The organism is Roseivivax sp. THAF30 (assembly GCF_009363575.1).
Lineage (GTDB): Bacteria > Pseudomonadota > Alphaproteobacteria > Rhodobacterales > Rhodobacteraceae > Roseivivax > Roseivivax halotolerans.
Genome location: NZ_CP045389.1, coordinates 2,613,902 through 2,634,460 on the forward strand (window position 1 = coordinate 2,613,902; position 20,559 = coordinate 2,634,460).

Annotated in this window: 18 protein-coding genes; 8 read left to right on the forward strand and 10 right to left on the reverse strand. The window is 63.9% G+C overall.

What is annotated here, in order from left to right:
* Nucleotides 1–2 precede the first annotated feature (2 nt).
* On the reverse strand, nucleotides 3–272 hold the full coding sequence (locus FIU91_RS12620; RefSeq protein WP_093010808.1) for an usg protein: 270 nt from the start codon (nucleotides 270–272) through the stop codon (nucleotides 3–5).
* A gap of 195 nt (nucleotides 273–467) precedes the next feature.
* On the opposite strand from FIU91_RS12620, the gene gyrA reads away from it, so the two are divergent.
* Nucleotides 468–3,230 (forward strand): DNA gyrase subunit A, encoded by a 2,763-nt coding sequence (gene gyrA, locus FIU91_RS12625; RefSeq protein ID WP_152462725.1) that lies wholly within the window; start codon nucleotides 468–470, stop codon nucleotides 3,228–3,230.
* 154 nt (nucleotides 3,231–3,384) lie between these two features.
* The gene (locus FIU91_RS12630; protein WP_152462726.1) at nucleotides 3,385–4,248 is read left to right on the forward strand and encodes a LysR family transcriptional regulator; all 864 of its coding nucleotides are present in this window, start codon (nucleotides 3,385–3,387) and stop codon (nucleotides 4,246–4,248) included.
* Nucleotides 4,249–4,485: 237 nt separating this feature from the next.
* Here FIU91_RS12630 and FIU91_RS12635 read toward each other — a convergent pair whose 3' ends face one another.
* Genes FIU91_RS12635 through FIU91_RS12645 form a run of 3 tightly spaced genes read right to left on the reverse strand, consistent with a single transcriptional unit; the run spans nucleotide 4,486 to nucleotide 7,921 of the window.
* Nucleotides 4,486–5,973: a carboxypeptidase M32 gene (locus FIU91_RS12635; RefSeq protein WP_152462727.1), complete on the reverse strand. Its 1,488-nt coding sequence runs from the start codon at nucleotides 5,971–5,973 to the stop codon at nucleotides 4,486–4,488.
* Nucleotides 5,970–7,115 carry a heme A synthase gene (gene ctaA, locus FIU91_RS12640; protein ID WP_152462728.1) on the reverse strand — a complete coding sequence of 382 codons (1,146 nt, stop codon included), beginning with the start codon at nucleotides 7,113–7,115 and terminating at the stop codon, nucleotides 5,970–5,972. Before ctaA ends, FIU91_RS12635 begins: the two co-directional genes overlap by 4 nt.
* Before the next feature lie 59 nt (nucleotides 7,116–7,174).
* A complete protein-coding gene (locus FIU91_RS12645) occupies nucleotides 7,175–7,921 on the reverse strand; it encodes an RNA methyltransferase (protein WP_152462729.1) in 747 nt (248 codons plus the stop codon).
* 110 nt (nucleotides 7,922–8,031) lie between these two features.
* On the opposite strand from FIU91_RS12645, the gene FIU91_RS12650 reads away from it, so the two are divergent.
* Nucleotides 8,032–8,655 carry a thiamine phosphate synthase gene (locus FIU91_RS12650; protein ID WP_152462730.1) on the forward strand — a complete coding sequence of 208 codons (624 nt, stop codon included), beginning with the start codon at nucleotides 8,032–8,034 and terminating at the stop codon, nucleotides 8,653–8,655.
* A gap of 96 nt (nucleotides 8,656–8,751) precedes the next feature.
* On the opposite strand, the gene argC is transcribed toward FIU91_RS12650, so the two are convergent.
* From argC to FIU91_RS12670, 4 genes are all read right to left on the reverse strand, one after another.
* A complete protein-coding gene (gene argC / locus FIU91_RS12655) occupies nucleotides 8,752–9,780 on the reverse strand; it encodes an N-acetyl-gamma-glutamyl-phosphate reductase (RefSeq protein WP_152462731.1) in 1,029 nt (342 codons plus the stop codon).
* A 37-nt stretch (nucleotides 9,781–9,817) separates the two neighbouring features.
* On the reverse strand, nucleotides 9,818–10,630 hold the full coding sequence (locus FIU91_RS12660) for a glutamate racemase (protein ID WP_152462732.1): 813 nt from the start codon (nucleotides 10,628–10,630) through the stop codon (nucleotides 9,818–9,820).
* Between the two features lie 36 nt (nucleotides 10,631–10,666).
* Entirely contained in the window at nucleotides 10,667–11,575 is a 909-nt protein-coding gene (locus FIU91_RS12665; protein ID WP_371418170.1) for a lysophospholipid acyltransferase family protein, read from the reverse strand.
* A gap of 119 nt (nucleotides 11,576–11,694) precedes the next feature.
* Nucleotides 11,695–15,117: an indolepyruvate ferredoxin oxidoreductase family protein gene (locus FIU91_RS12670; RefSeq protein ID WP_152462733.1), complete on the reverse strand. Its 3,423-nt coding sequence runs from the start codon at nucleotides 15,115–15,117 to the stop codon at nucleotides 11,695–11,697.
* Between the two features lie 165 nt (nucleotides 15,118–15,282).
* On the opposite strand from FIU91_RS12670, the gene FIU91_RS12675 reads away from it, so the two are divergent.
* Nucleotides 15,283–16,188 (forward strand): LysR family transcriptional regulator, encoded by a 906-nt coding sequence (locus FIU91_RS12675; protein WP_093010787.1) that lies wholly within the window; start codon nucleotides 15,283–15,285, stop codon nucleotides 16,186–16,188.
* A 179-nt stretch (nucleotides 16,189–16,367) separates the two neighbouring features.
* Here the strand turns inward: FIU91_RS12675 and FIU91_RS12680 are convergent, their stop codons facing one another.
* Nucleotides 16,368–16,790 carry a PaaI family thioesterase gene (locus FIU91_RS12680; protein WP_152462734.1) on the reverse strand — a complete coding sequence of 141 codons (423 nt, stop codon included), beginning with the start codon at nucleotides 16,788–16,790 and terminating at the stop codon, nucleotides 16,368–16,370.
* A gap of 74 nt (nucleotides 16,791–16,864) precedes the next feature.
* Here FIU91_RS12680 and FIU91_RS12685 point away from each other — a divergent pair, with 74 nt between their 5' ends.
* Genes FIU91_RS12685 through gluQRS form a run of 4 tightly spaced genes read left to right on the forward strand, consistent with a single transcriptional unit; the run spans nucleotide 16,865 to nucleotide 20,131 of the window.
* On the forward strand, nucleotides 16,865–17,653 hold the full coding sequence (locus FIU91_RS12685) for an enoyl-CoA hydratase (protein WP_152462735.1): 789 nt from the start codon (nucleotides 16,865–16,867) through the stop codon (nucleotides 17,651–17,653).
* 31 nt (nucleotides 17,654–17,684) lie between these two features.
* Nucleotides 17,685–19,046 (forward strand): methylenetetrahydrofolate--tRNA-(uracil(54)-C(5))-methyltransferase (FADH(2)-oxidizing) TrmFO, encoded by a 1,362-nt coding sequence (trmFO, locus tag FIU91_RS12690; RefSeq protein ID WP_093010781.1) that lies wholly within the window; start codon nucleotides 17,685–17,687, stop codon nucleotides 19,044–19,046.
* A gap of 4 nt (nucleotides 19,047–19,050) precedes the next feature.
* Nucleotides 19,051–19,260: a hypothetical protein gene (locus FIU91_RS12695; RefSeq protein ID WP_152462736.1), complete on the forward strand. Its 210-nt coding sequence runs from the start codon at nucleotides 19,051–19,053 to the stop codon at nucleotides 19,258–19,260.
* On the forward strand, nucleotides 19,244–20,131 hold the full coding sequence (gene gluQRS / locus FIU91_RS12700; RefSeq protein ID WP_152462737.1) for a tRNA glutamyl-Q(34) synthetase GluQRS: 888 nt from the start codon (nucleotides 19,244–19,246) through the stop codon (nucleotides 20,129–20,131). The genes FIU91_RS12695 and gluQRS overlap by 17 nt, the downstream gene beginning before the upstream one ends.
* Nucleotides 20,132–20,141: 10 nt before the next feature.
* On the opposite strand, the gene hisI is transcribed toward gluQRS, so the two are convergent.
* On the reverse strand, nucleotides 20,142–20,504 hold the full coding sequence (hisI, locus tag FIU91_RS12705; protein WP_152462738.1) for a phosphoribosyl-AMP cyclohydrolase: 363 nt from the start codon (nucleotides 20,502–20,504) through the stop codon (nucleotides 20,142–20,144).
* Nucleotides 20,505–20,559: the final 55 nt, after the last annotated feature.

Genomic DNA, 20,559 nt, shown 5'->3' on the forward strand with positions numbered 1-20,559 from the left:
GCTCAGTGATACTTGAGCTCGCCTACGACGTTGCGCCATTCGCCGGGCGCGATCATCTTGCGATGGGCAAAGCGCACGGAATGCAGCGGCCCTTCGATCTCGTCCTGCCAGAACTCGATGAACTCGAACAGCTTGGGATGATCGGGGGCAAGATCGTAGTCCTGCCAGACGAAACTGTTCAGCACATGTCGGTAGTCTGGCATCCGATAAAAGATCTCGGCGGTGGTCAGGCCGTAGCCTTTCAGCATCAATTCGGTCTCGCTCATCTCCATTTTTTTCTCCTCGATGACCTCGTAGGAAGAAATGCTTGCCGAGCTCCTCTCAAAAATCAACAAAAACAAGTTGTTAGCACAGCTCTCCGCATGCTGCCAAAATCGCTTTGCAGCGGCGTGGAGTTGCACCTTTCTCTTGGGGTCTGCTATAAGAACGACAACAAGATATAGAAATAGCACAGGCCAGCGCGACACGTGACCGATACGCCGGAACCCCCTGAAAACGAAGGACAAACCCCGCCCGAGCCGGCAGCTCCGTCGGGGCCTTCGATTTCCATCGTCGACGAGATGAAATCCTCCTACCTCGATTACGCGATGAGCGTGATCGTGAGCCGGGCGATTCCCGATCTGCGCGACGGCCTGAAACCTGTGCACCGGCGCATCCTTTACGCGATGCACGAGACCGGGAACACGCACGACAAGTCGTATCGAAAGTCCGCGCGCCCGGTGGGCGACGTCATGGGTCGCTATCACCCGCACGGCGACAGCGCGATCTACGATGCGCTGGTCCGGATGGCGCAGGATTTCTCCATGTCGCTGCCGCTTCTCGATGGTCAGGGCAATTTCGGCTCGATGGACGGGGACAACCCGGCCGCGATGCGCTACACCGAAGTGCGGATGGACAAGCCCGCGGGCTATCTTCTGGCCGATATCGACAAGGATACGGTCGACTTCCAGGACAATTACGACGGCAAGGACCGAGAACCTACCGTCCTGCCCGCGCGCTTCCCGAACATGCTCGTCAATGGCGCGGGCGGTATCGCGGTCGGCATGGCCACGAACATCCCCCCGCACAACCTGGGCGAAGTGGTGGACGCGACGCTCGCGCTGATCGACGAGCCGGATCTCACATCCGAGCAACTCATCGAATACGTGCCGGGGCCGGATTTCCCCACCGGGGGACTGATGCTTGGCCGTTCGGGCGCGCGGAAGGCGTATCTCGAAGGGCGCGGCTCGGTCATCATCCGCGCCAAGACCCGCGTCGAGGAGCTGCGGAAGGACCGTTACGCCATCGTCGTCGACGAGATCCCCTACCAGGTGAACAAGGCCTCGATGATCGAGAAGATCGCCGAGGCGGCGCGCGACAAGAAGATCGAGGGCATCGCCCATGTTCAGGACGAGAGCGACCGCTCGGGCGTCCGCGTCGTGGTCGAGCTCAAGCGCGACGCGACCCCGGACGTGGTGCTTAACCAGCTTTTCCGGTTCACCCCGATGCAGACTTCGTTCGGCTGCAACATGCTGGCGCTGAACGGCGGCAAGCCTGAACAGCTGACGCTGCGAAAGTTCCTGACCGCCTTCATCGACTTCCGCGAAGACGTCGTCGCCCGGCGTACCGCCTATCTTCTTCGCAAAGCGCGCGAGCGGAGTCACATCCTGTGCGGTCTCGCGGTCGCGGTGTCCAACGTGGACGAGGTCGTTGCCACGATCCGGGCCTCCGCCGATGCGTCCGAAGCGCGCGAGAAGCTGATGACGCGCCGCTGGCCGGCCGAAGAGATCGCTCCGTATATCCGGCTCATCGACGATCCGACGCACAAGATGAACGAGGACGGGACATATAACCTGTCCGAGGCGCAGGCCCGCGCGATCCTTGAGCTACGCCTCCAGCGCCTGACCCAGCTCGGCGTGAAGGAAGTCACCGACGAGCTCGAAGAGCTGGCCGGCAAGATCAAGGAATACCTCGAGATCCTCGGAAGCCGCGAGCGGATCATGGGCATCATCGCCGACGAGCTGCGCGAGGTGCGCGAGCTTTTCGCCGTGCCGCGCCGCACCGAGATCGCCGATTGGGCCGGCGACATGGACGACGAGGACCTGATCGAACGCGAGGACATGGTCGTCACCGTCACGCAAGGTGGCTACATCAAGCGCACGCCGCTGGCCGATTTCAGAAGCCAGAAGCGCGGCGGCAAGGGTCTCTCCGGCGGTCAGCTGAAAGAAGATGACGCGGTCACGACGCTCTTCGTCGCCAACACCCATACGCAGCTTCTGTTCTTCACGACCGACGGGATGGTCTACAAGCTCAAGACCTGGCGGCTGCCGCTGGGCGGGCGGACCTCCAAGGGCAAGGCGATCGTCAACATCCTGCCCATTCCGACGGGCGTGTCCATCGCCGCGATCATGCCGGTCGACCGCGACGAGGCAGATTGGGACGAGCTGCAGATCGTGTTCGCCACGTCCAAGGGCTCCGTCCGCCGCAACCGGCTGTCCGATTTCACCAACGTCATGCGCAATGGCAAGATCGCGATGAAATTCGAGGGCGAGGACGAGAATACCCGCCTTATCAACGCGCGCATCTGCTCCGAAGAGGACGATGTGATGCTGGTGACGGATTCAGGCCGCGCGATCCGCTTCCGCGTGCCGGATGTACGCGTCTTCAACTCGCGCAATTCCACCGGGGTGCGCGGCATCAAGCTGTCGAACGGCGACGAGGTCGTCTCGATGTCCGTGATCCGCAGTTTCTCGGCGGAGTCCGATGAGCGCGCCTCCTATCTCAAGATGCGCCGCGCGATGGCTGGTCTTGCTGACGACGCGGAGGTCTCCGACGGCGAGGAAGAGGATGGCAATGCCAACGCTCCCCTCTCGCCCGAGCGCTATGCGGAGATGTCGGCCGCAGAGAACCTGATTCTCACGATCACCGCGGGCGGTCTCGGCAAGCTCACGTCGAGCCACGACTATCCGGTGCGTGGCAGGGGCGGCATGGGTGTCACTGCATGGGAGAAAACCATGCGCGGCGGACCGATCGTCGCGTCCTTCCCTGTGGAGATCGACGACCAGATCATGCTCGCCACCTCAAAGGGCCAATCGATCCGTGTGCCGGTCGACGGCATTTCCTTCCGCTCCCGCTCCGCGGGAGGTGTGAAAGTGTTCAACACGGGCAAAGGTGAGACCGTCGTGTCGGTCGCCTGGATCGCAGAGCAGGCGGAAGGCGACGGCCCCGAGACGGAAAACACAGAAGAATAGGTGTGAATCCGCTCACACACGCAAAATGCAATGGCGGATTTCCGCAAATGAGCCACATTACCCAAGGTGACGTGGGGCAAAGCGGTCGTGTCCCACGTTGTATGTTGTGTTAGGCGCACATCTTCACTCGCTTCAATCGCAGGTAGCACGCTCAATGGACAACTGGGATGATCTGAGGTTCCTCGTCGCGCTCTCGCGAACCGGAACCATGACAGCCGCAGCCAAGATGCTGGGGACCAATACCGCGACCGTGTCGCGCCGGATCGAACGGCTGTCCGAAACCCTTGGCGAGCCGGCATTCGTGAAGACCGCGCATGGGTGGAAGCCGTCCACCTCCGTTGCGCGGCTGATCGACCTGGCGCAGACCTTCGACGGAGAGCTGCAGACCGCGCTCAACTCCCGAGAGCCGTCCGAAGGTTCGCAGCAAGTGCCGGTGAATATTGGATGTCCCCCATTCGTGACCTCCCAGGTCCTGATCCCGAACATGAGCACCGAGACGGAGACGCTGTCCGTCATCGGGCTGACCTTCAACGATCGGCTCCTCCGCGAGGGTCTAGGAGAGCATGACATCGTCGTTCAGTTGGGCACGCCCGATAGCGGGCGCGTGGTGACGCGCAAGGCAGGCAGCATCCTGTTCAACATGTTCACCAAGCGTGGCAGCAGCGCCGAAACCAATCGCTGGATCGGTCTGTCAGAAATGTTCGACCAGGCTCCGGTCATGACGATGGGGCGCGACATGTTCGACACTCAACCGGCAGTGCGCGTTGAAAATTTCGCGGCGATCTTCAGCCTGATCCATGTCACCGCCATGCACGGCCCCCTGCCCGAAATCATGGCGGCGGCATCGAGCGAGCTCGAATATTCGAAGCCCGGCACGGAGCCGTTCGAGGCGGAATTCTGGATCATGTTCCATGAAACGCGGCGCTCCGACCCGGTGATCCGCAGGGTTGTCGACTGGATCATGGACGCCTTCGTGAATCTCGACGAACTCCAGCGCCGGCATCTGAAAAACGGTTGAGTCGCCAGCCGTCTTTGCAATCTCAGGTTTGAGAAAACGGCACTTGGCAGGCAACACGTTCTGATAGAGTGTTTAACTTGTACATGTATTCGTAGCTGAGTTCTTCGAGCGGCATCCCGCCCCTGACATTCCGGGAACGGACCATGCCAATCGGTCTCTCAGTGGGGTTACACGGTGCTTTCGCACCACACCACTTGCACACCGTAGCACTGGCGCGGCCTTCGGGCCGCGCTTTTTTCATGCCGCGCGGAGCCCGTAGAGCTCCGTGAACTTGGCCTCGAGATAGCTCAAGAGCGGCTCCTCCGTTGGCTCAGCCCCGGTCGCTTGTCCGATGACCTCGCGCGGCTGGTAGCGGCCACCATGCACCTGGACATTATCCCGCAGCCAGCCTGTCGCCCCGGAGAGATCACCGGCCGCGAGTTCGGCATCGAGGTTCGGTCTTGCCTGCCGCAGCGCCTCGTTGAGGCAGCCGGCATAGACATTGCCCAGCGTGTAGGTCGGGAAATAGCCGAAGAGGCCCACGGACCAGTGCACGTCCTGCAGAACGCCGTTGGATGCGCGGTCGACCTTGTAGCCGAAATCCGCCTCGAACCTCTCGTTCCAGGCCGCCTCGAGATCGTCGACCTCGAGATCCCGCGCGATAAGCGCCCGTTCGAGGTCATATCGAAGAAGCACGTGCAGGTTGTACTGCACCTCGTCTGCCTCGGTGCGGATGTAGCCGTTCCGCACGTTGTTCACGGCGCGGTAGAACCCGTCGGGCGAGGTGATGCCGATGTCGCCGAAGGCTTCGCGCATTTGACCGAAAAGCCAGTGGGTGAAGGCTTCGGAGCGCCCGAGCTGGTTCTCGTAAATCCGGCTTTGGCTTTCGTGAACGCCCATCGACACGCCCTGCCCCAGCGGTGTCAGCAGGTAGGCCGGATCGACGTTCTGCTCGTAGCTCGCATGACCGACCTCGTGGATCGTCGAATAGAGGCAGTTAAACGGATCGTCCTCGGCGGTGCGGGTCGTGATCCGAACATCGGTGCCCGAGCCGGAAGAGAACGGATGCACCGCCTTGTCGACCCGGCCCCGGCTCATGTCATAGCCGAAGGTCTTGGCAATATGCCGGGCCAGGCGCATCTGAGCGCCCTCGTCGAAGCTGCCCGACAGCCCGGCCGGCGCTTCGGCGCCCAGCACCTCCTCGCGCAGCGCGACGAGCCTCGGCCGCAGCGCACCGAACATCGCATCGAGGCTTTCGGCCGTCGCACCGGGCTCGTAATCGTCGAGAAGCGCGTTATAGACATCGCCGCCATCGCTCAGGGCCGCGCCCTCTTCGCGCTTGAGGGCCAGCACCTCTTTGAGAGTGGGCGCGAAGGCCTGGAAGTCGTCCTTGGCACGAGCCTCGGCCCAGACGCCTTGCGCGACGGACGTGACGCGCGCGAGCTCGGAGGCGAGCTTGGCGGGCATCCGGCTCGTGCGGTCGAAGCTGCGGCGGATGTGGCGCATCTGCGCGCGCTCGACCTCGCCTAGCGCGGTATCGTCTATCGCCGCCAGCCAGTCGCCGACGCGGGGATCGCTACGGCGGGCATGAAGGACGGATTCCATCGCCGCCATCTCCTCGCTGCGCTGCTGGGTCGCGCCGCGCGGCATGACGGTTTCCTGGTCCCAGCCAAGACGTCCGGCGACCTGGCCGAGTGCCTCGGTCTCCCGCTGGAATGCCATCAGGTCGGAATAGGCGTCGGTCATGCATGGCCTCTCAGGGATTGCGGTTTGGGATAGCCCGCGCCGAAGCGCGCGCGAAGGATCAGCACCCAGAGGATCACCGCCCCGAGCTGGTGCACGATGGCGATCTCGAGCGGTGCGCCGTAGAGCACCGTGACGACGCCCAGCACCATCTGCAGGAGCATCATCGCCATCACGGCGTTGAAACGAAAGCGCGTATCGGCGTTGGGCGAGCGGCGCGCGCGAAGCCACACCACGATGCCGAAGGCAAAGAGCAGATACCCCGCCAAGCGGTGCATGAACTGCACAAGGCCCGCATTCTCGAAGAAATTGCGCCAGACAGGCTCGATCTCGAACGGCGTCGGCGGGAAGATCCCGCCGGCCATCAGGGGCCAGTCGGTGTAGTTGCGCCCCGCGTCGATGCCCGCGACGAGCGCGCCGAGCAGGATCTGCAGAAATGCGAAATGCATGAGGCCCGTGCCCATCGAGAAGAGCTTGGCCTCGCGCATCCGCCGCCGCTGGATGAGGTCACGCTCTGGCTGGCCAAGCTGGAAAGTGTACCACGCGATGAGGCCAAGGATCACGAAGGCGAGGCCCAGATGCGTCGCGAGACGGTAACTGGCCACGTCGATCCGGTCGCCCGAGAGACCGGACGAGACCATCCACCAGCCGATCGCCCCTTGCAACCCGCCAAGCGCGCCAAGCCCCAGAAGCCGGCCGGTCCAGCCGGGCGGGATATTGCGCGTGGCGAGGAAGCCGACGAACCCGAGCGCCCAGACAAGGCCGACGAACCGGCCCAGCTGCCGATGGCCCCACTCCCACCAGTAAATGAACTTGAACTCCTCAAGGCTCATCCCGACATTCTGCAGCCGGTATTCGGGGATCTGGCGGTAGGCGTCGAACTCGCGCTGCCAGGCTTCGGCATTCATTGGCGGCAGCGCCCCCGAGACCGGCGCCCATTCGGTGATCGACAGGCCGCTATCGGTCAGCCTGGTGAGCCCGCCCACGACGATCATCGCGAGGACGAGCGCAAAGAGCAGCATAAGCCACAGACGCACCGCGGCTCGTGCACCGCGCCGTCCCTTGTCGATGACGCCGGTCTCGGCGGCCTGCCTCGGAGCGCTGTCGGCGCCGACTTCCTCGAACAATTTTCGCTGTTTGCTCATGCCTTGGAACCTTGGGAATTAGTGCCGGGACAGTATGCGCGGGGCAGTCCCGCTTCAAGTCAGCCGCCCCGGTCTTTCCAGCGCACCATTTGCCGCAGGATGCCGTGGAAGGTCTGCACGTCGGAGCGCGTGAGCGGCATCCGCGACCAGAGATTCCTCAGGTTGCGCTTCATGCCTTCGGCCTTGTGGTCCGGGAAGAAGAAGCCCGCCTCTTCCATGCGCTCTTCGTAATGACGCGACAGCGCGGCGACCTCCGCCTGGTTGGCCCATTCCGTGCCGCCCATCGCCGTGATCAGCTCGCTCACCTCCGCAGAGGCACGCCGCCATTCATAGGCGGTCAGCAGGACACATTGGGCCAGGTTGAGCGAGGGGAAATCGGGGTTCACCGGGACGGAGATGATGCCGTTCGCAATGGCGATATCGTCATTCTCGAGCCCGGCGCGCTCGGGACCGAACAGCACCGCGACCTTCTGACCTTGCGCGCTGCGCTCGGCAAGCTCGCGCATCGCCGCCTCGGGCGAGTAGACGGGTTTCGTCAGCCCGCGCGGGCGCGCCGTCGTTGCCAGAACGAAATCGGCGTCGGCGACCGCCTCTTGCGTGGCGCCGAAGAGTTGCGCGTCATCGAGAAGCCGGCCCGCCCCGCTGGCCATCGCGACGGCCTTCGGGTTCGGCCAGCCGTCGCGCGGGGCGACAAGGCGCATGCGGTCGAGCCCGAAATTCCACATCGCGCGCGCGGCCGCGCCGATATTCTCACCCATCTGGGGCGAGACAAGGACATAGGCGGGCTGCGGCAGGTCACTGGACATGGGACGGGACTTACGCCCTCGGCCCTTGGCCCGCAAGCGCGCGCGAGACCGTCTGGTCCTTTGCCGCGGCATTCTGTATGAGGCCCCAACATCCTGAAGGAGCGCGCGAAATGGCCGAGAGCGACCGCCCGCAAATCTACCTCGTCACCCCGCCCGAAATCGACCTCATGCGCTTTCCCGAGACGCTGTCCGCGGTGCTCGAAGCGCAGGAGATCGCCTGTCTGCGCCTGTCGCTTGCAACGCGCGACGAGGACGTGCTGATGCGCGCAGCCGACGCCATCCGCGAGATCGCCCATGCCTACGACGTGGCGCTCGTGATCGACACGCATGTCGTTCTGGCCGACCGGCTCGGCCTTGACGGCGTGCACCTGACCGACGGCGCGCGATCGGTGCGCGCGGCGCGCAAGGAGCTGGGGCAGGACGCCATCGTTGGCGCGTTCTGCGGCACGTCGCGCCATGACGGCATGAACGCGGGCGAAGGCGGGGCCGATTACGTGAGCTTCGGCCCGGTCTCGGGCGGCGCGCTTGGCGACGGAACGCTTGCGGAGCGCGATCTTTTCGCCTGGTGGTCCGAGATGATCGAGGTGCCGGTCGTGGCCGAAGGCGGCATCACCTCCGAGGTCGCGCGCGATCTCGCGCCGGTCGTCGATTTCGTCTCGGTCGGCGAGGAGATCTGGCGCACCGACGATCCGGGAACGGCCCTCGCCGGGATCGTCGCCGCGCTGGAAGGATAGCGCGCGAAGGGGGCTTGCTGCCCCCTCTTCGGGGCCTTTGGCCCCGAATTCACCCCCGCCGGTATTTTCGCCAACCCAAAGATAGGGGCGCGCGCCTCAGGGGAAGCAGGGCGCGAGCATGAGGCCCGTCGTCTCGGGGAGATCGAGCATCAGGTTCGCGTTCTGGAGAGCCTGCCCCGAGGACCCCTTGGTCAGGTTATCGAGCGCCGCCACAACGATTGCGCGGCCCGGGATGCGGTCCGCGACAACACCGATATGGCAGAAATTCGAGCCCCGCACGTGATGGGTCGAGGGCGTCTCGCCCATCGGTAGGACTTCGAGGAACGGCTCGTCCGCGTATGCGGTCGCCAGTGCGTCGTGGATGGCGGCGGGATCGCCTGAAAGGTACGCGGTGGCGAGGATGCCACGGTTCATGGGCGCGAGATGCGGGGTGAACTGGATTCGGACCTCGCGGCCCGCGAGCTGCGAGAACTCCTGGTCGAACTCGCCCAGATGCCGATGGGTACCGCCGACCCCGTAAGCATTCGTGCCTTCGGAGAGCTCGGCATGGAGAAGGTTCTCCTTGAGCGAGCGCCCGGCCCCCGACACACCGCATTGCAGATCGAGGATGATATCGTCGAGCCCGATCACCGAGGCCGAGATCAGGGGGCGCAGGACGTACTGGCCGGTCGCCGCATTGCAGCCCGTCCCGGCGACGATGCGCGCCTTGGCGATCTCGCGGCGGTAGAACTCGGTCAGACCGTAGACGGCCTCTTTCTGAAGCTCGGGCGCGGCGTGATCGTTGCCGTACCAGCGCTTGTAGTCCGCCGGATCGCGTAGCCGGAAATCGGCCGACAGATCAACAATCTTCAGATGGCCGGGCAGCTGCGAGATGACTTCCTGGCTGGTTTTGTGCGGCAGCGCGCAGAAGCATAAGTCGATGCCGGAAAAGTCGATCTCTTCCCAGGTGACGAGGCGGGGCAGCTCCAGATGCCGCAGATGCGGGAAGACTTGCGCCATCTCCTGGCCCGCCTTGGAATTGGCGGCCAGGGCGGCGATCTCGAGGTCTGGATGTGTGGCGATGAGGCGGATCAGTTCGGCGCCGGTATAGCCCGAGGCTCCGATGATGGCGATATTCTTGGTCATGGCGGGGCTCCCTTTCGTGGGGGCGGAGGTCGTTGGATCAGGCGGGCTCGAAGGCGATCGATCGTCGGAGAAACTGCGTCGCCTGGCCCGAGACGCGCGCGGGATCGCCCGTGGTGAAGAAGCGCGAGGCGGTGCCCGGTCCGGTCATCTCGGGGTGCCGGGCGAGATAATCCGCAAGGCTTTCGGAGACGACCGAAGGTTGGGAATAGACCGACACGTCCGGGCCCAGCGCCTCACGGAAGATCTCTTCCATGAGCGGGTAATGCGTGCAGCCGAGAATCGCGGCGTCGGGTTCGGGCATCTTGCGCTTGAGCGCATCGACATGACTACGCACCAGCGCCTCGGCGAGGATCATGTCGCCCTCCTCGATCGCATCGACCAGCCCGCCGCAAGCCTGCGCCTCGACGTCGACGCCCACCGCGCGGAAGCTCAATTCGCGCTGGAAGGCACGGCTCCGGACGGTGGCCGGCGTCGCAAAGAGCGCGACGGAATTGATGGCGACCTCGCGCGGCGGAGAATTGTCGCCCCATTGCCGTTCTGTCAGAGCCTCGATCAGCGGCACGAAAACGCCGAGCACCCGCTTGTCGCGTGGAATCCACGTCTCCTGCATCCGCCGCAACGCCGCGGCGGAGGCGGTGTTGCAGGCCAGAATTACCAGATCGCACCCCTCCGCCCAGAGCCGCTCGACCCCGCGCGTCGTCAGATCGTAGATCGCGCCGGCGTCGCGGACGCCGTAGGGCGCGTTGGCATTGTCGCCGAGATAGACGAAGGGCTGGTCGGGCAGACGCTTTTGCAGCGCGTCGAGCACGGTGAGGCCGCCCAGCCCCGAATCGAAGACGCCTATGGCCATCGGCCGCTCCCTGCCCTCATCCGCGACGATACCGGCCTAGTGGCGGGTCCGTGCGCGATGTTTTTCCTCGAACTCGTAGCCCGGCAAATCGGGAACGAGCGGTGTCGGGGACAGCTCATAGGTGGATTTGCGAAGGAAATCCATCATCCCGCGCGCATCCGAGGCGCGGGCGGCAATCTCGCTTGCCGGGATCGGAGCGCCGATCACGATCCGCACGGGTTTATCGACCCGGCGGCGGAATTCCCGGATCAGAAGGCCCATCCGCAGCGTGGTGTGAAGATGGCTCGCAAGCTGGAAGAGGCGCGAGTTCGCACCATCGAAATAGACCGGAACGACGGTCGCGCCGGACTTGGCAATCATCCGGGCGGTGAAGCTGCGCCAGCCAGGATCCATCGGCCGCGCGAACGGCGTGAGGCTGGTGGAGACGGTGCCGCCCGGAAAGATGCCGATCGCGCCGCCCTGGCCAAGATAGCGCAGGGCTTCCTTGCGGACGGAGACATTCTCCGCCACCGCCTCTTTCGTCTCGTCGAAATTGACCGGTAGGATCACCCTGTCGAGATCGGACGCCTTGCGGAAGACCTTGTGGGCGAGGATGCGGAAATCGCCGCGCCGCACCGAGAGAAGATGGCCCAGGATGAGCCCGTCGAGGATGCCGTAGGGATGGTTCGCCACGACGACGAGCGGCCCCGAGGCGGGGATATTCTCGAGAGTGCCGCCGACGATATCGAGCTTCAGACCGTAGCGGTCGACCATCACTTGCCAGAAATCCGCGCCGTTCGCGACATCGCCTTCATAGCCGCGCACACGCTTGATGAGGCGCACCCGGCCCGTGGCGTTCTCCATCAGGCGAATGAGCGCGCGGCCGGGGCGGCTTTGCGCGGAATAGGAATAGCTGATGTCGCGCGCGACCTGTCTTTCGGCCTTCACGGTCGGTCCGTCCTTCATGCCCGGGCCCGGTGGTAGGCGTTCTCATGCAACGGATATGTAACGAGGAGATGACGAAAGCGCTGCCCCGAAGGCGACACGCTGCCGCGGCGGATGGTCCCGCCGCGACAGCAAGGCGCTTATTCGGCGGCCTTGCGCAGGCCCTCGCCACCCGATCTCAGCGAGGCGAGGATCTCCTCGCGGCGCTTTTCGGCCTTGGCGAGGTTCGCCGCCTTCACCGGGCCGAAGCCACGCACCGAGAGGGGAAGCTCTGCGAGCGCGCTCAGAGCGTCCTTCCGCTCGGGTGTGGCCTTGGGCAGCCATTCGGCCATGTCCGCCTCGTATTGGCGGATGAGCGCGCGCTCGGAGCGACGTTCTTCGGAGCGGCCGAAGGGATCGAACGGCGTGCCGCGCAAGAACTTGAGTCGCGCAAGGGGGCCGAAGGCGCGGGTCAGCCCCTCGCCGAAGGATTTCTTGCGCGGGCGGCCGTCAGAGCCTTCCTTCGACAGAAGCGGCGGAGCGAGATGGAAGGTCATCTTGAAATCGCCACCGAATTCCTCGCGGGCCTTCTCGCGGGTGGCAAGGTGAAGGCGCGCGACCTCGTATTCGTCCTTGTAGGAGAGGACTTTGTGATAGCCCTTGGCGACGGCTTCCTTGAGCCCCGGATCCTCGACGCTGTCCACAAGGTTTCGGTAGCGCCGGGCGAGACGCTTGGACTGGTAGGCAGTCAAGTGCTCGGCGCGCGCCTCGATCCGTTCATCGAGCGTCTTCGGCTTCTGCACGACCTTGGGAGCGACCATGTTCGCCGCCTCCTCGGGGTGCAAAGCGGCCCAGCGACCGATCTCGAAAGCGCGCAGGTTCTTTTCGACCGCCGCTCCGTTCAGCCGCATCGCCTGTTCGATCGCATCATGCGGCAGCGGCACGAGGCCCATCTGCCAGGCCGCCCCGAGGATCATCGTGTTCGAGAAGATCGAATCGCCCATCACGACGCGGGCGAGATCGGTCGCATCGAAGAAGACCGCCCGCTCTTTCATGCGCCGCTCGAGCGCAAGGCGCAGCCTGTCTGCGGGCAGCGCGAACTCGGTATCGCGGGTGAAGTCGCCGGTGATGATTTCATGGCTGTTCACGATGGCGCCGGTACGGCCCGTGCGCGTGAGGCCGAGTGTCTTCGAACCGGCACTCACGACAAGGTCGCCGCCGATCAGCGCGTCGGCTTCGCCGGTCGCAACGCGGATCGCGGAGATATCGTCCGGTCTCTCGGCGATCCGCAAGTGGATGTGCACCGCCCCGCCCTTCTGGGCGAGGCCCGCCATCTCCATCATGCCCGCGCCCTTGCCTGCGATCTGCGCGGCCTGGGCGAGCACCGCGCCGACCGTCACGACGCCGGTGCCGCCGACGCCGGTGATGACCATGTTCCACGTCTTGTCGATCTCGGGGATTTGCGGCTCGGGCAGGTCCGGCAGGTCGATCCCGGTGCCGCCGCCCACCTTGGGCTCTGCCCCGGTGAGCGTCACGAAAGACGGGCAGAAGCCGCGCAGGCACGAATAATCCTTGTTGCAGGACGACTGGTCGATGGCGCGTTTGCGCCCGAACTCGGTCTCTTTCGGGACGATGGAGACGCAGTTCGACTGCACGCCGCAATCGCCGCAGCCTTCGCAGACATCGGTGTTGATGAAGACACGGGTATCGGGATCGGGAAAGAGGCCGCGCTTGCGGCGGCGGCGTTTCTCGGCGGCGCAGGTCTGCACGTAGATGATGGCGGAGACGCCCGCCACGTCGCGGAGTTCCTTCTGCACCGCGTCAAGATCGCGGCGGGGATGCCAGCCGACGGAACCGGGGAAGTCCTCGCGCCGGGGTTCTTCCTTCTCGTCGAACACGACCTCGATCCGCGGCACGCCCATCGCCTCGAGTTCGCGCGCGATGCGGTCGGGCGTCAGCCCACCCTCGTTCTTCTGCCCGCCCGTCATGGCGACGGCGTCGTTGTAAAGGATCTTGTAGGTGATATTGGTGCCGGCCGCGAGCGCGGCGCGGATCGCCTGCACGCCCGAATGGTTGTACGTGCCGTCGCCGAGGTTCTGGAAGACGTGTTCTGTCTTGGAGAACGGTGCCTCGCCGATCCAGTTCGCGCCTTCCGCCCCCATATGGGTGAAGCCTTCGGTATTCCGGTCCATCCACTGGACCATGTAATGACAGCCGATCCCGGCATAGCCGCGGCTGCCTTCGGGCACCTTGGTCGAAGTGTTGTGCGGACAGCCCGAGCAATAATAAGGCAGCCGCGCCGCGATCTCCTCGGCATTGTCGGCGCGGCGGGCCTCGTCGAGTTTCGACAGCCCTGCCTTCACCGCGTCCGTGCCGCGCCCTTCCTCGATCAGGATGCCGCCCAGCTTCTCCGCGATCCAGACAGGATCGAGCGCGCCTCGGGTCGGGAACAGCTCTTCTCGGTGCATCCCGCCCGCGCCGCCCTTGTACCAGCCATAGACACGGCGGCCCCGGCGATCATCGAAAATCGCCTCCTTGACCTGAACCTCGATGAGCTTGCGCTTCTCCTCCACGATGACGATGAGCTCGAGATCCTCGGCCCAATCGTGAAAGCCCTTCATGTCCAGCGGGAAGGTTTGGCCGACCTTGTAGGTGGTGATGCCGAGCCGCTCTGCCTCCGCCTCGTCGATCCCGAGAAGCGTCAGGGCGTGGGTCAGATCGAGCCAGTTCTTGCCGGCGGCGACAAGGCCGATCTTGGCTCCGGGCTTGCCCCAGACGCGCTTGTCCATGCGATTGGCGTGGCTGAACGCCTCGGCGGCATAGCGTTTGAAATCGATCATCCGCGCCTCTTGCAGGTGCGGCGTATCGCCAAGGCGGATGTTGAGGCCGCCTTCAGGCATGTCGAAATCGCCCGGAAGCGCGAGCTGCATCCGGTCCGGGCGCCCGTCGACGACCGCCGTCGCTTCCACGGTGTCCTTCATCGTCTTGAGCCCGACCCACAGACCCGAAAAGCGCGACAGCGCATAGCCGTAGATGCCGTAGTCGAGGATTTCCTGCACGCCCGCGGGCGATACGACCGGCATGTAGGCATCGACGAGCGCCCATTCGGACTGATGCAGAACGGTCGAGGATTCGCCGGTGTGGTCGTCCCCCATCGCCATGAGGACGCCGCCATGTTTCGAGGTGCCCGCCATGTTCGCGTGGCGCATTACGTCGCCCGATCGGTCGACGCCCGGCCCCTTGCCGTACCAGAGGCCGAAGACCCCGTCATACTTGCCCTCACCCCGAAGCTCGGCCTGCTGGCTGCCCCAGAGTTGCGTGGCGGCGAGATCCTCGTTGAGGCCCTCGCGGAACAAGACGTTCGCCTTGGCAAGGTGCTTTGCGGCGCGGTTCATCTGCAAATCGACTGCACCGAGCGGCGAGCCGCGATAGCCGGTGACGTAGCCTGCGGTGTTCAGACCTGCCGCGCGATCACGTGCCGATTGCGTCAGCATCAGCCGAACCAGCGCCTGCGTGCCATTCAAGAGAACCTGGTTCTTTTCGAGGTCGAACCGGTCGTCGAGGGAAATTTCCTGCTTCGACATTTTGCGCCTCCCGTCGCTAAATGCTGCCGCCAATACTTGAATTTTAGGTCAAATGAGCTGACCTGCATAGGCAAATTGCGGATTTATCCGGAGCTTGGGCAGCAAGATGCTTAACCTTTCACATAGTTTTGCGTAGGTGCTTGGACAGGGAAGAAAGAGACCGCCATGGATTGGGATAAACTCAGAATCTTTCACGCCGTTGCCGACGCTGGCAGCCTCACGCATGCGGGCGATGCGCTTCACCTGTCGCAATCGGCCGTGTCACGGCAGATCCGCGGGCTCGAAGAGGCGCTCGATACGACCTTGTTTCACCGACATGCGCGTGGACTGATTCTCACCGAACAGGGTGAATTGCTATTCGATGCGACGGTCGCGATGGTCAAACGGATCGACGCGGCCACAGCGCGTATCCGCGACAGCGAGGAAGAGGTCTTCGGCGAGTTGCGCGTGACGACCACGACGGGTTTTGGCTCGCTCTGGCTCGCCCCGCGCCTGTCGAAGCTTTATGACAAGTATCCCGAGCTCAATATCGACCTCATGCTGGAGGAACGCGTGCTCGACCTGCCCATGCGCGAGGCCGATGTTGCGATCCGCATGAAAGAGCCCTCGCAGGCAGACCTCATTCGCAAGCGGCTGATGAACATTCGGATGCGGCTCTACGCATCGCCCGATTATCTCGCCGCCAATGGCACGCCCGAGACGCTGGAGGACATGAGCCAGCATCGGCTCATCTGCCAGAACACCCGCTCGGCGCAGGTTTCGGCGGGCCTGAACCTCGTGCAGGAGCTCTTGACCTACGACATCAGAACCACGCTTTCGGTGAACAATTACTTCGGCGTTCTGCAGGCGGTCATCTCCAACCTCGGGATCGGGGTGTTGCCGGATTACATCATAGAGGATTTCCCCTCCATCGTCCGCGTCCTGCCTGACGTAGAGTCAAACGATGTGCCGGTTTTCCTCGCCTATCCCGAGGAACTGCGCCATTCCAAGAGGATAGAGGCGTTCCGCGATTTCGTTCAGGACGAGATTTTCGCCCATCGCAAGACGCGGCAGCAGATGGGCACCGGCTGACCGGCCCGCTATGTGAAAAGCGCATAACGGCCATGTTGCAGGTGCGGCACAATCTGGCTTGAACGACTCAAAACTGCTCATTAATTGCCCAGTATGTCGATGGCGCGGTCAGACGCGCATCATCTTCATACCTCCCTGTTGGACTTCGGCCGAGCTTTGTGCTCGGCCTTTTTTTTGGCTCAGGGCTTCGGCGGCAGGGAATAGGTCAGATTCGCCCGCGCGACCGGCTCCGGCGCACCCTCGGAATAAAGCAGCACATCACAGACGCTGAGCACCCGGCCAAGCTTCAGAACACGGCATTCAGCCAGCACGTCCCGGCCGGCTTCGGGCTTTCGCATGAAATCGATGGAGCAATTGGTCGTGACCGCCAGCGCCTCCTTCCCGATCCGCGCCATCGTCGCCACATAGGCTGCGACATCGGCCAGACCGAACATCGCCGGGCCCGAAACCGTCCCGCCGGGACGCAGATGCCGTTCATTGGCGAAAAGCCGCATCACGAGAAGATCCTCGTCGAGGCGGTCGATCCCGAACATGCCTTTGACTTGCGGGAAGACCTCGTCGAGGAAGGGGCCCATCTCTTCCGCTGTCACCTTGATCGTCATCGGAGTGTCGTCTCCCCCGTTTTCTTCCGCTCCACTCGCGCGTAGGCTGACGCGCGGGAATGAGGAGGGCAAGCATGTCGCATCTGTTACGTGACGACAAAGGCGCGGTTGCACATCTGACGCTGAACGCACCCGAGCGATTGAACCCGCTCTCGGACGCGATGATCGCAGCTCTCGTGGAAGAGCTCGATCGCATCGCCAATGATCGAAGCGTGCGCGTCGTCGTACTGAAAGGCGCGGGCCGGGCGTTCTGCGCGGGGCATGATCTTAAAGAGATGACCGCCGCGCGCGGGGCTGATGACAAGGGACGCGCCGCGTTCAAGGATCTCTTCGATCGCTGCGCCGAGATGATGCAGAAGGTGATCCACCTGCCCCAGCCGGTCATCGCCGAGGTGCACGGACTTGCGGCCGCAGCGGGCTGTCAGCTCGTGGCAAGTTGCGACATGGCGGTTGCCGCCGAAGGCACGAAATTCGGCGTCAACGGCGTGAATATAGGGCTTTTCTGCTCCACCCCGATGGTGGCTCTCTCGCGCAACATTCCGCGGAAGCACGCCTTCGAGATGCTGACGACCGGCGCGTTCGTCGAAGCGGCGCGCGCGCAGGAGCTTGGGCTTATCAACCGTGTCGCGCCCGCGAACGCGCTCTCCGAGACGACGGACGAGCTCGCGCAGACGGTGGCCGCCAAGCTCGGCTCGGCGGTTCGAACCGGCAAAGAGGCGTTCTATCGCCAGATCGAGCTGCCGCTTGCAGAGGCTTACGAATACACGGGCGCGGTGATGGTCGAGAACATGCTCGACCGCGACACCGAGGAAGGCATCAAAGCCTTTCTCGAAAAGCGCACGCCCGCCTGGTCGCAGCAGTGACAAACGCGGATCGAATCCCTATCTGGGCGGCATGACGGATAAGTTGCATATCGTGGGCGGCGGCATGGCCGGGTCCGAGGCCGCATGGCAGGCGGCGAATATGGGCGTCTCGGTGGTGATCCACGAGATGCGCCCCAAGGTGGAGACCTTTGCCCACAAGACGGGCAAGCTCGGCGAGATGGTCTGCTCCAATTCATTCCGCTCGGACGATCACGAACAGAATGCCGTGGGCCTTCTCCACTGGGAGATGAAGGAAGCGGGCGGCCTCGTGATCTCCACCGCCTATCGCCACCGCCTGCCGGCTGGCGGCGCGCTGGCGGTCGACCGCGAGCCGTTCTCCGAAGAGATCACCGCGCAGCTGAACGCCCATCCCAATATCGAAGTGAGCTACGAGGAAATCTCCGAGCTGCCGCAGGACGGGCAGTGGATCATGGCGACCGGCCCCTTGACCTCGGACGGGCTCGGCCAGGCGATCGCGCGCGCCACCGGCACCGAAAGCCTCGCTTTCTTCGACGCCATCGCGCCCATCGTCTATGCCGATACGATCGACATGTCGAAGGCCTGGATGCAGTCGCGCTACGACAAGGGCGAGACCGAGGAAGAACAGCGCGCCTATCTCAACTGCCCTATGGACAAGGAGACCTACGAGGCCTTCATCGACGCGCTTCTGGCCGCCGACAAGACGGAGTTCCACGAAGGCGAGACTGCCGGCTATTTCGACGGATGCCTGCCGATCGAGGTCATGGCAGAACGGGGACGGGAGACGTTGCGCCACGGCCCGATGAAGCCTGTCGGGCTGACCAACCCGCACGAGCCGGACGTGAAACCCTGGGCCGTCGTGCAGCTTCGCCGGGACAACGCCTTGGGAACGCTGTTCAATATCGTCGGCTTCCAGACCAAGATGAAATACGGCGCGCAGAAAGAGGTGTTGCGGATGATCCCCGGCCTCGAGAACGCGTCTTTCGCGCGGCTCGGCGGGATCCACCGAAACACCTTCCTCAACTCGCCGACGCTGCTCGACGAGCGGATGCGCCTCAGAACGCAGCCGAATATCCGTTTCGCCGGGCAAATCACCGGGGTCGAGGGCTACGTGGAATCCGCCGCAATGGGTCTTCTCGCGGGCCGTATGGCTGCGGCTGAGATCCTCGGGCAAGAGCTGCCGAGCGTGCCGCAAGACAGCGCGCATGGTGCACTCGTTCACCACATCACCGGCGGTGCCGAGGCCAAGACGTTCCAGCCGATGAACGTGAATTTCGGCCTTTTCCGCCCGCTTGAGGGCGTCAAGGGCGGGCGGCGCGGACGGCGCGACCGCTACAAGGCCTATACCGACCGGGCAAAGGAAGCCTGGCAGGGCTGGCTCGGCACCCAGACCATAGCGACTGCGGCGGAGTGACCCGATGAACTACGTGCTCGCCCTTTTTCTACCGCCGCTTTCGATCCTGCTGACGGGTCGGATTTTCACGTCGATCATCGTTTTCGTGATCTGGATTCCCGCGATCCTGTTCTCCGGCGGCCTGACGCATCCGATGTTCATCCTGCTCGCATGGATCCTGATCTACCAGTCGGGCGAAGAGCGCCGTGCGCGCCGCTATGGCCGCGACGAGTGAGCGCGCGGGTCTGATCACCCGCTTCGCGCCGTCGCCCACGGGGCCGCTGCATCTTGGCCACGCCTATTCTGCCTGTCTGGCATTCGATCTGGCACGCAAGCATGGCGGCACCTTTCTCATCCGGATCGAGGACATCGACCGGCAACGCGCCCGCCCAGAATGGGAAGCGCAGATTTATGAGGATCTGAACTGGTTGGGACTGACTTGGCCCGAGCCCGTGATGCGGCAGTCGGATCGCCAACCTGCCTATGACGCGGCGCTCGACAGGCTCTGGGACATGGGCCTTCTTTATCCCTGCTCCTGCTCGCGCCGTGACATCCAGGAGGCAGCCTCCGCACCGCAGGAAGGCGTACCGCGCTTGGGGCCGGACGGGCTCGTCTATCCCGGAACCTGCCGGCCGGACGAGTTGCCGACAGGTGTTAGACCCCGCGAGACCGCGCTCCGCCTCGACATGCGGCGTGCGATGCAACGCATTGGCGCAGAACAGCTTTCATTTATCGAGTGCGGCGGAGGCCCCGGCGATGAAACCGGCGAGATCGGGATTTCGCCCGAAGCTCTTGTCTCGGAGATCGGCGATGTCGTTCTCGCAAGACGCGACATGGGCACGTCCTATCATCTGTCCGTGGTGCTCGACGACGCAGCGCAAGGTGTGACCGACGTCGTGCGTGGACGGGATCTGTTCGAGGCAACCCGGATTCATGTTGTTCTTCAACGCCTTCTCGGACTTGCCTCGCCAAGATACCTGCATCACCGGCTGATCCGCGACGACACTGGCAAGCGCCTCGCCAAACGCGACGATGCTCGCGCGATCCGCACCTACCGCGACAGCGGGCTCAGCCCCCGGGATATTCGCGCGAAGTTAGGCCTGTAAGCCCCTAGAGTCACGGGACCATCGGCTCCATGATCTCCACCTCGTCGCCATCGCGGACCGCCGTGTAAAAGCAGCTTCGGCGGTTGGTGTGACAGGCCGGGCCGGTTTGTCGCACCCGCACGAGAATGCAGTCTCGGTCGCAATCGACGCGCATCTCGACCAGCTCTTGCACGTGGCCGGAGCTTTCGCCTTTGACCCAAAAAGATTTTCGGGAACGAGACCAATAGGTTACGCGCCCGCTTTCAAGCGTTTTCGTAACGGCCTCCGCGTTCATCCATGCCATCATGAGCACTTCCTCGGTCGCTGCATCCTGCGCGATCGCCGGCACGAGACCGTTTGCATCATAGACCAAGGTCTGAGGATCAAAGGACATGGGAAAAAACCCTTTTGCAGCAGCCGTTGCCGCCCCTATCTATGAGGACAAGCGT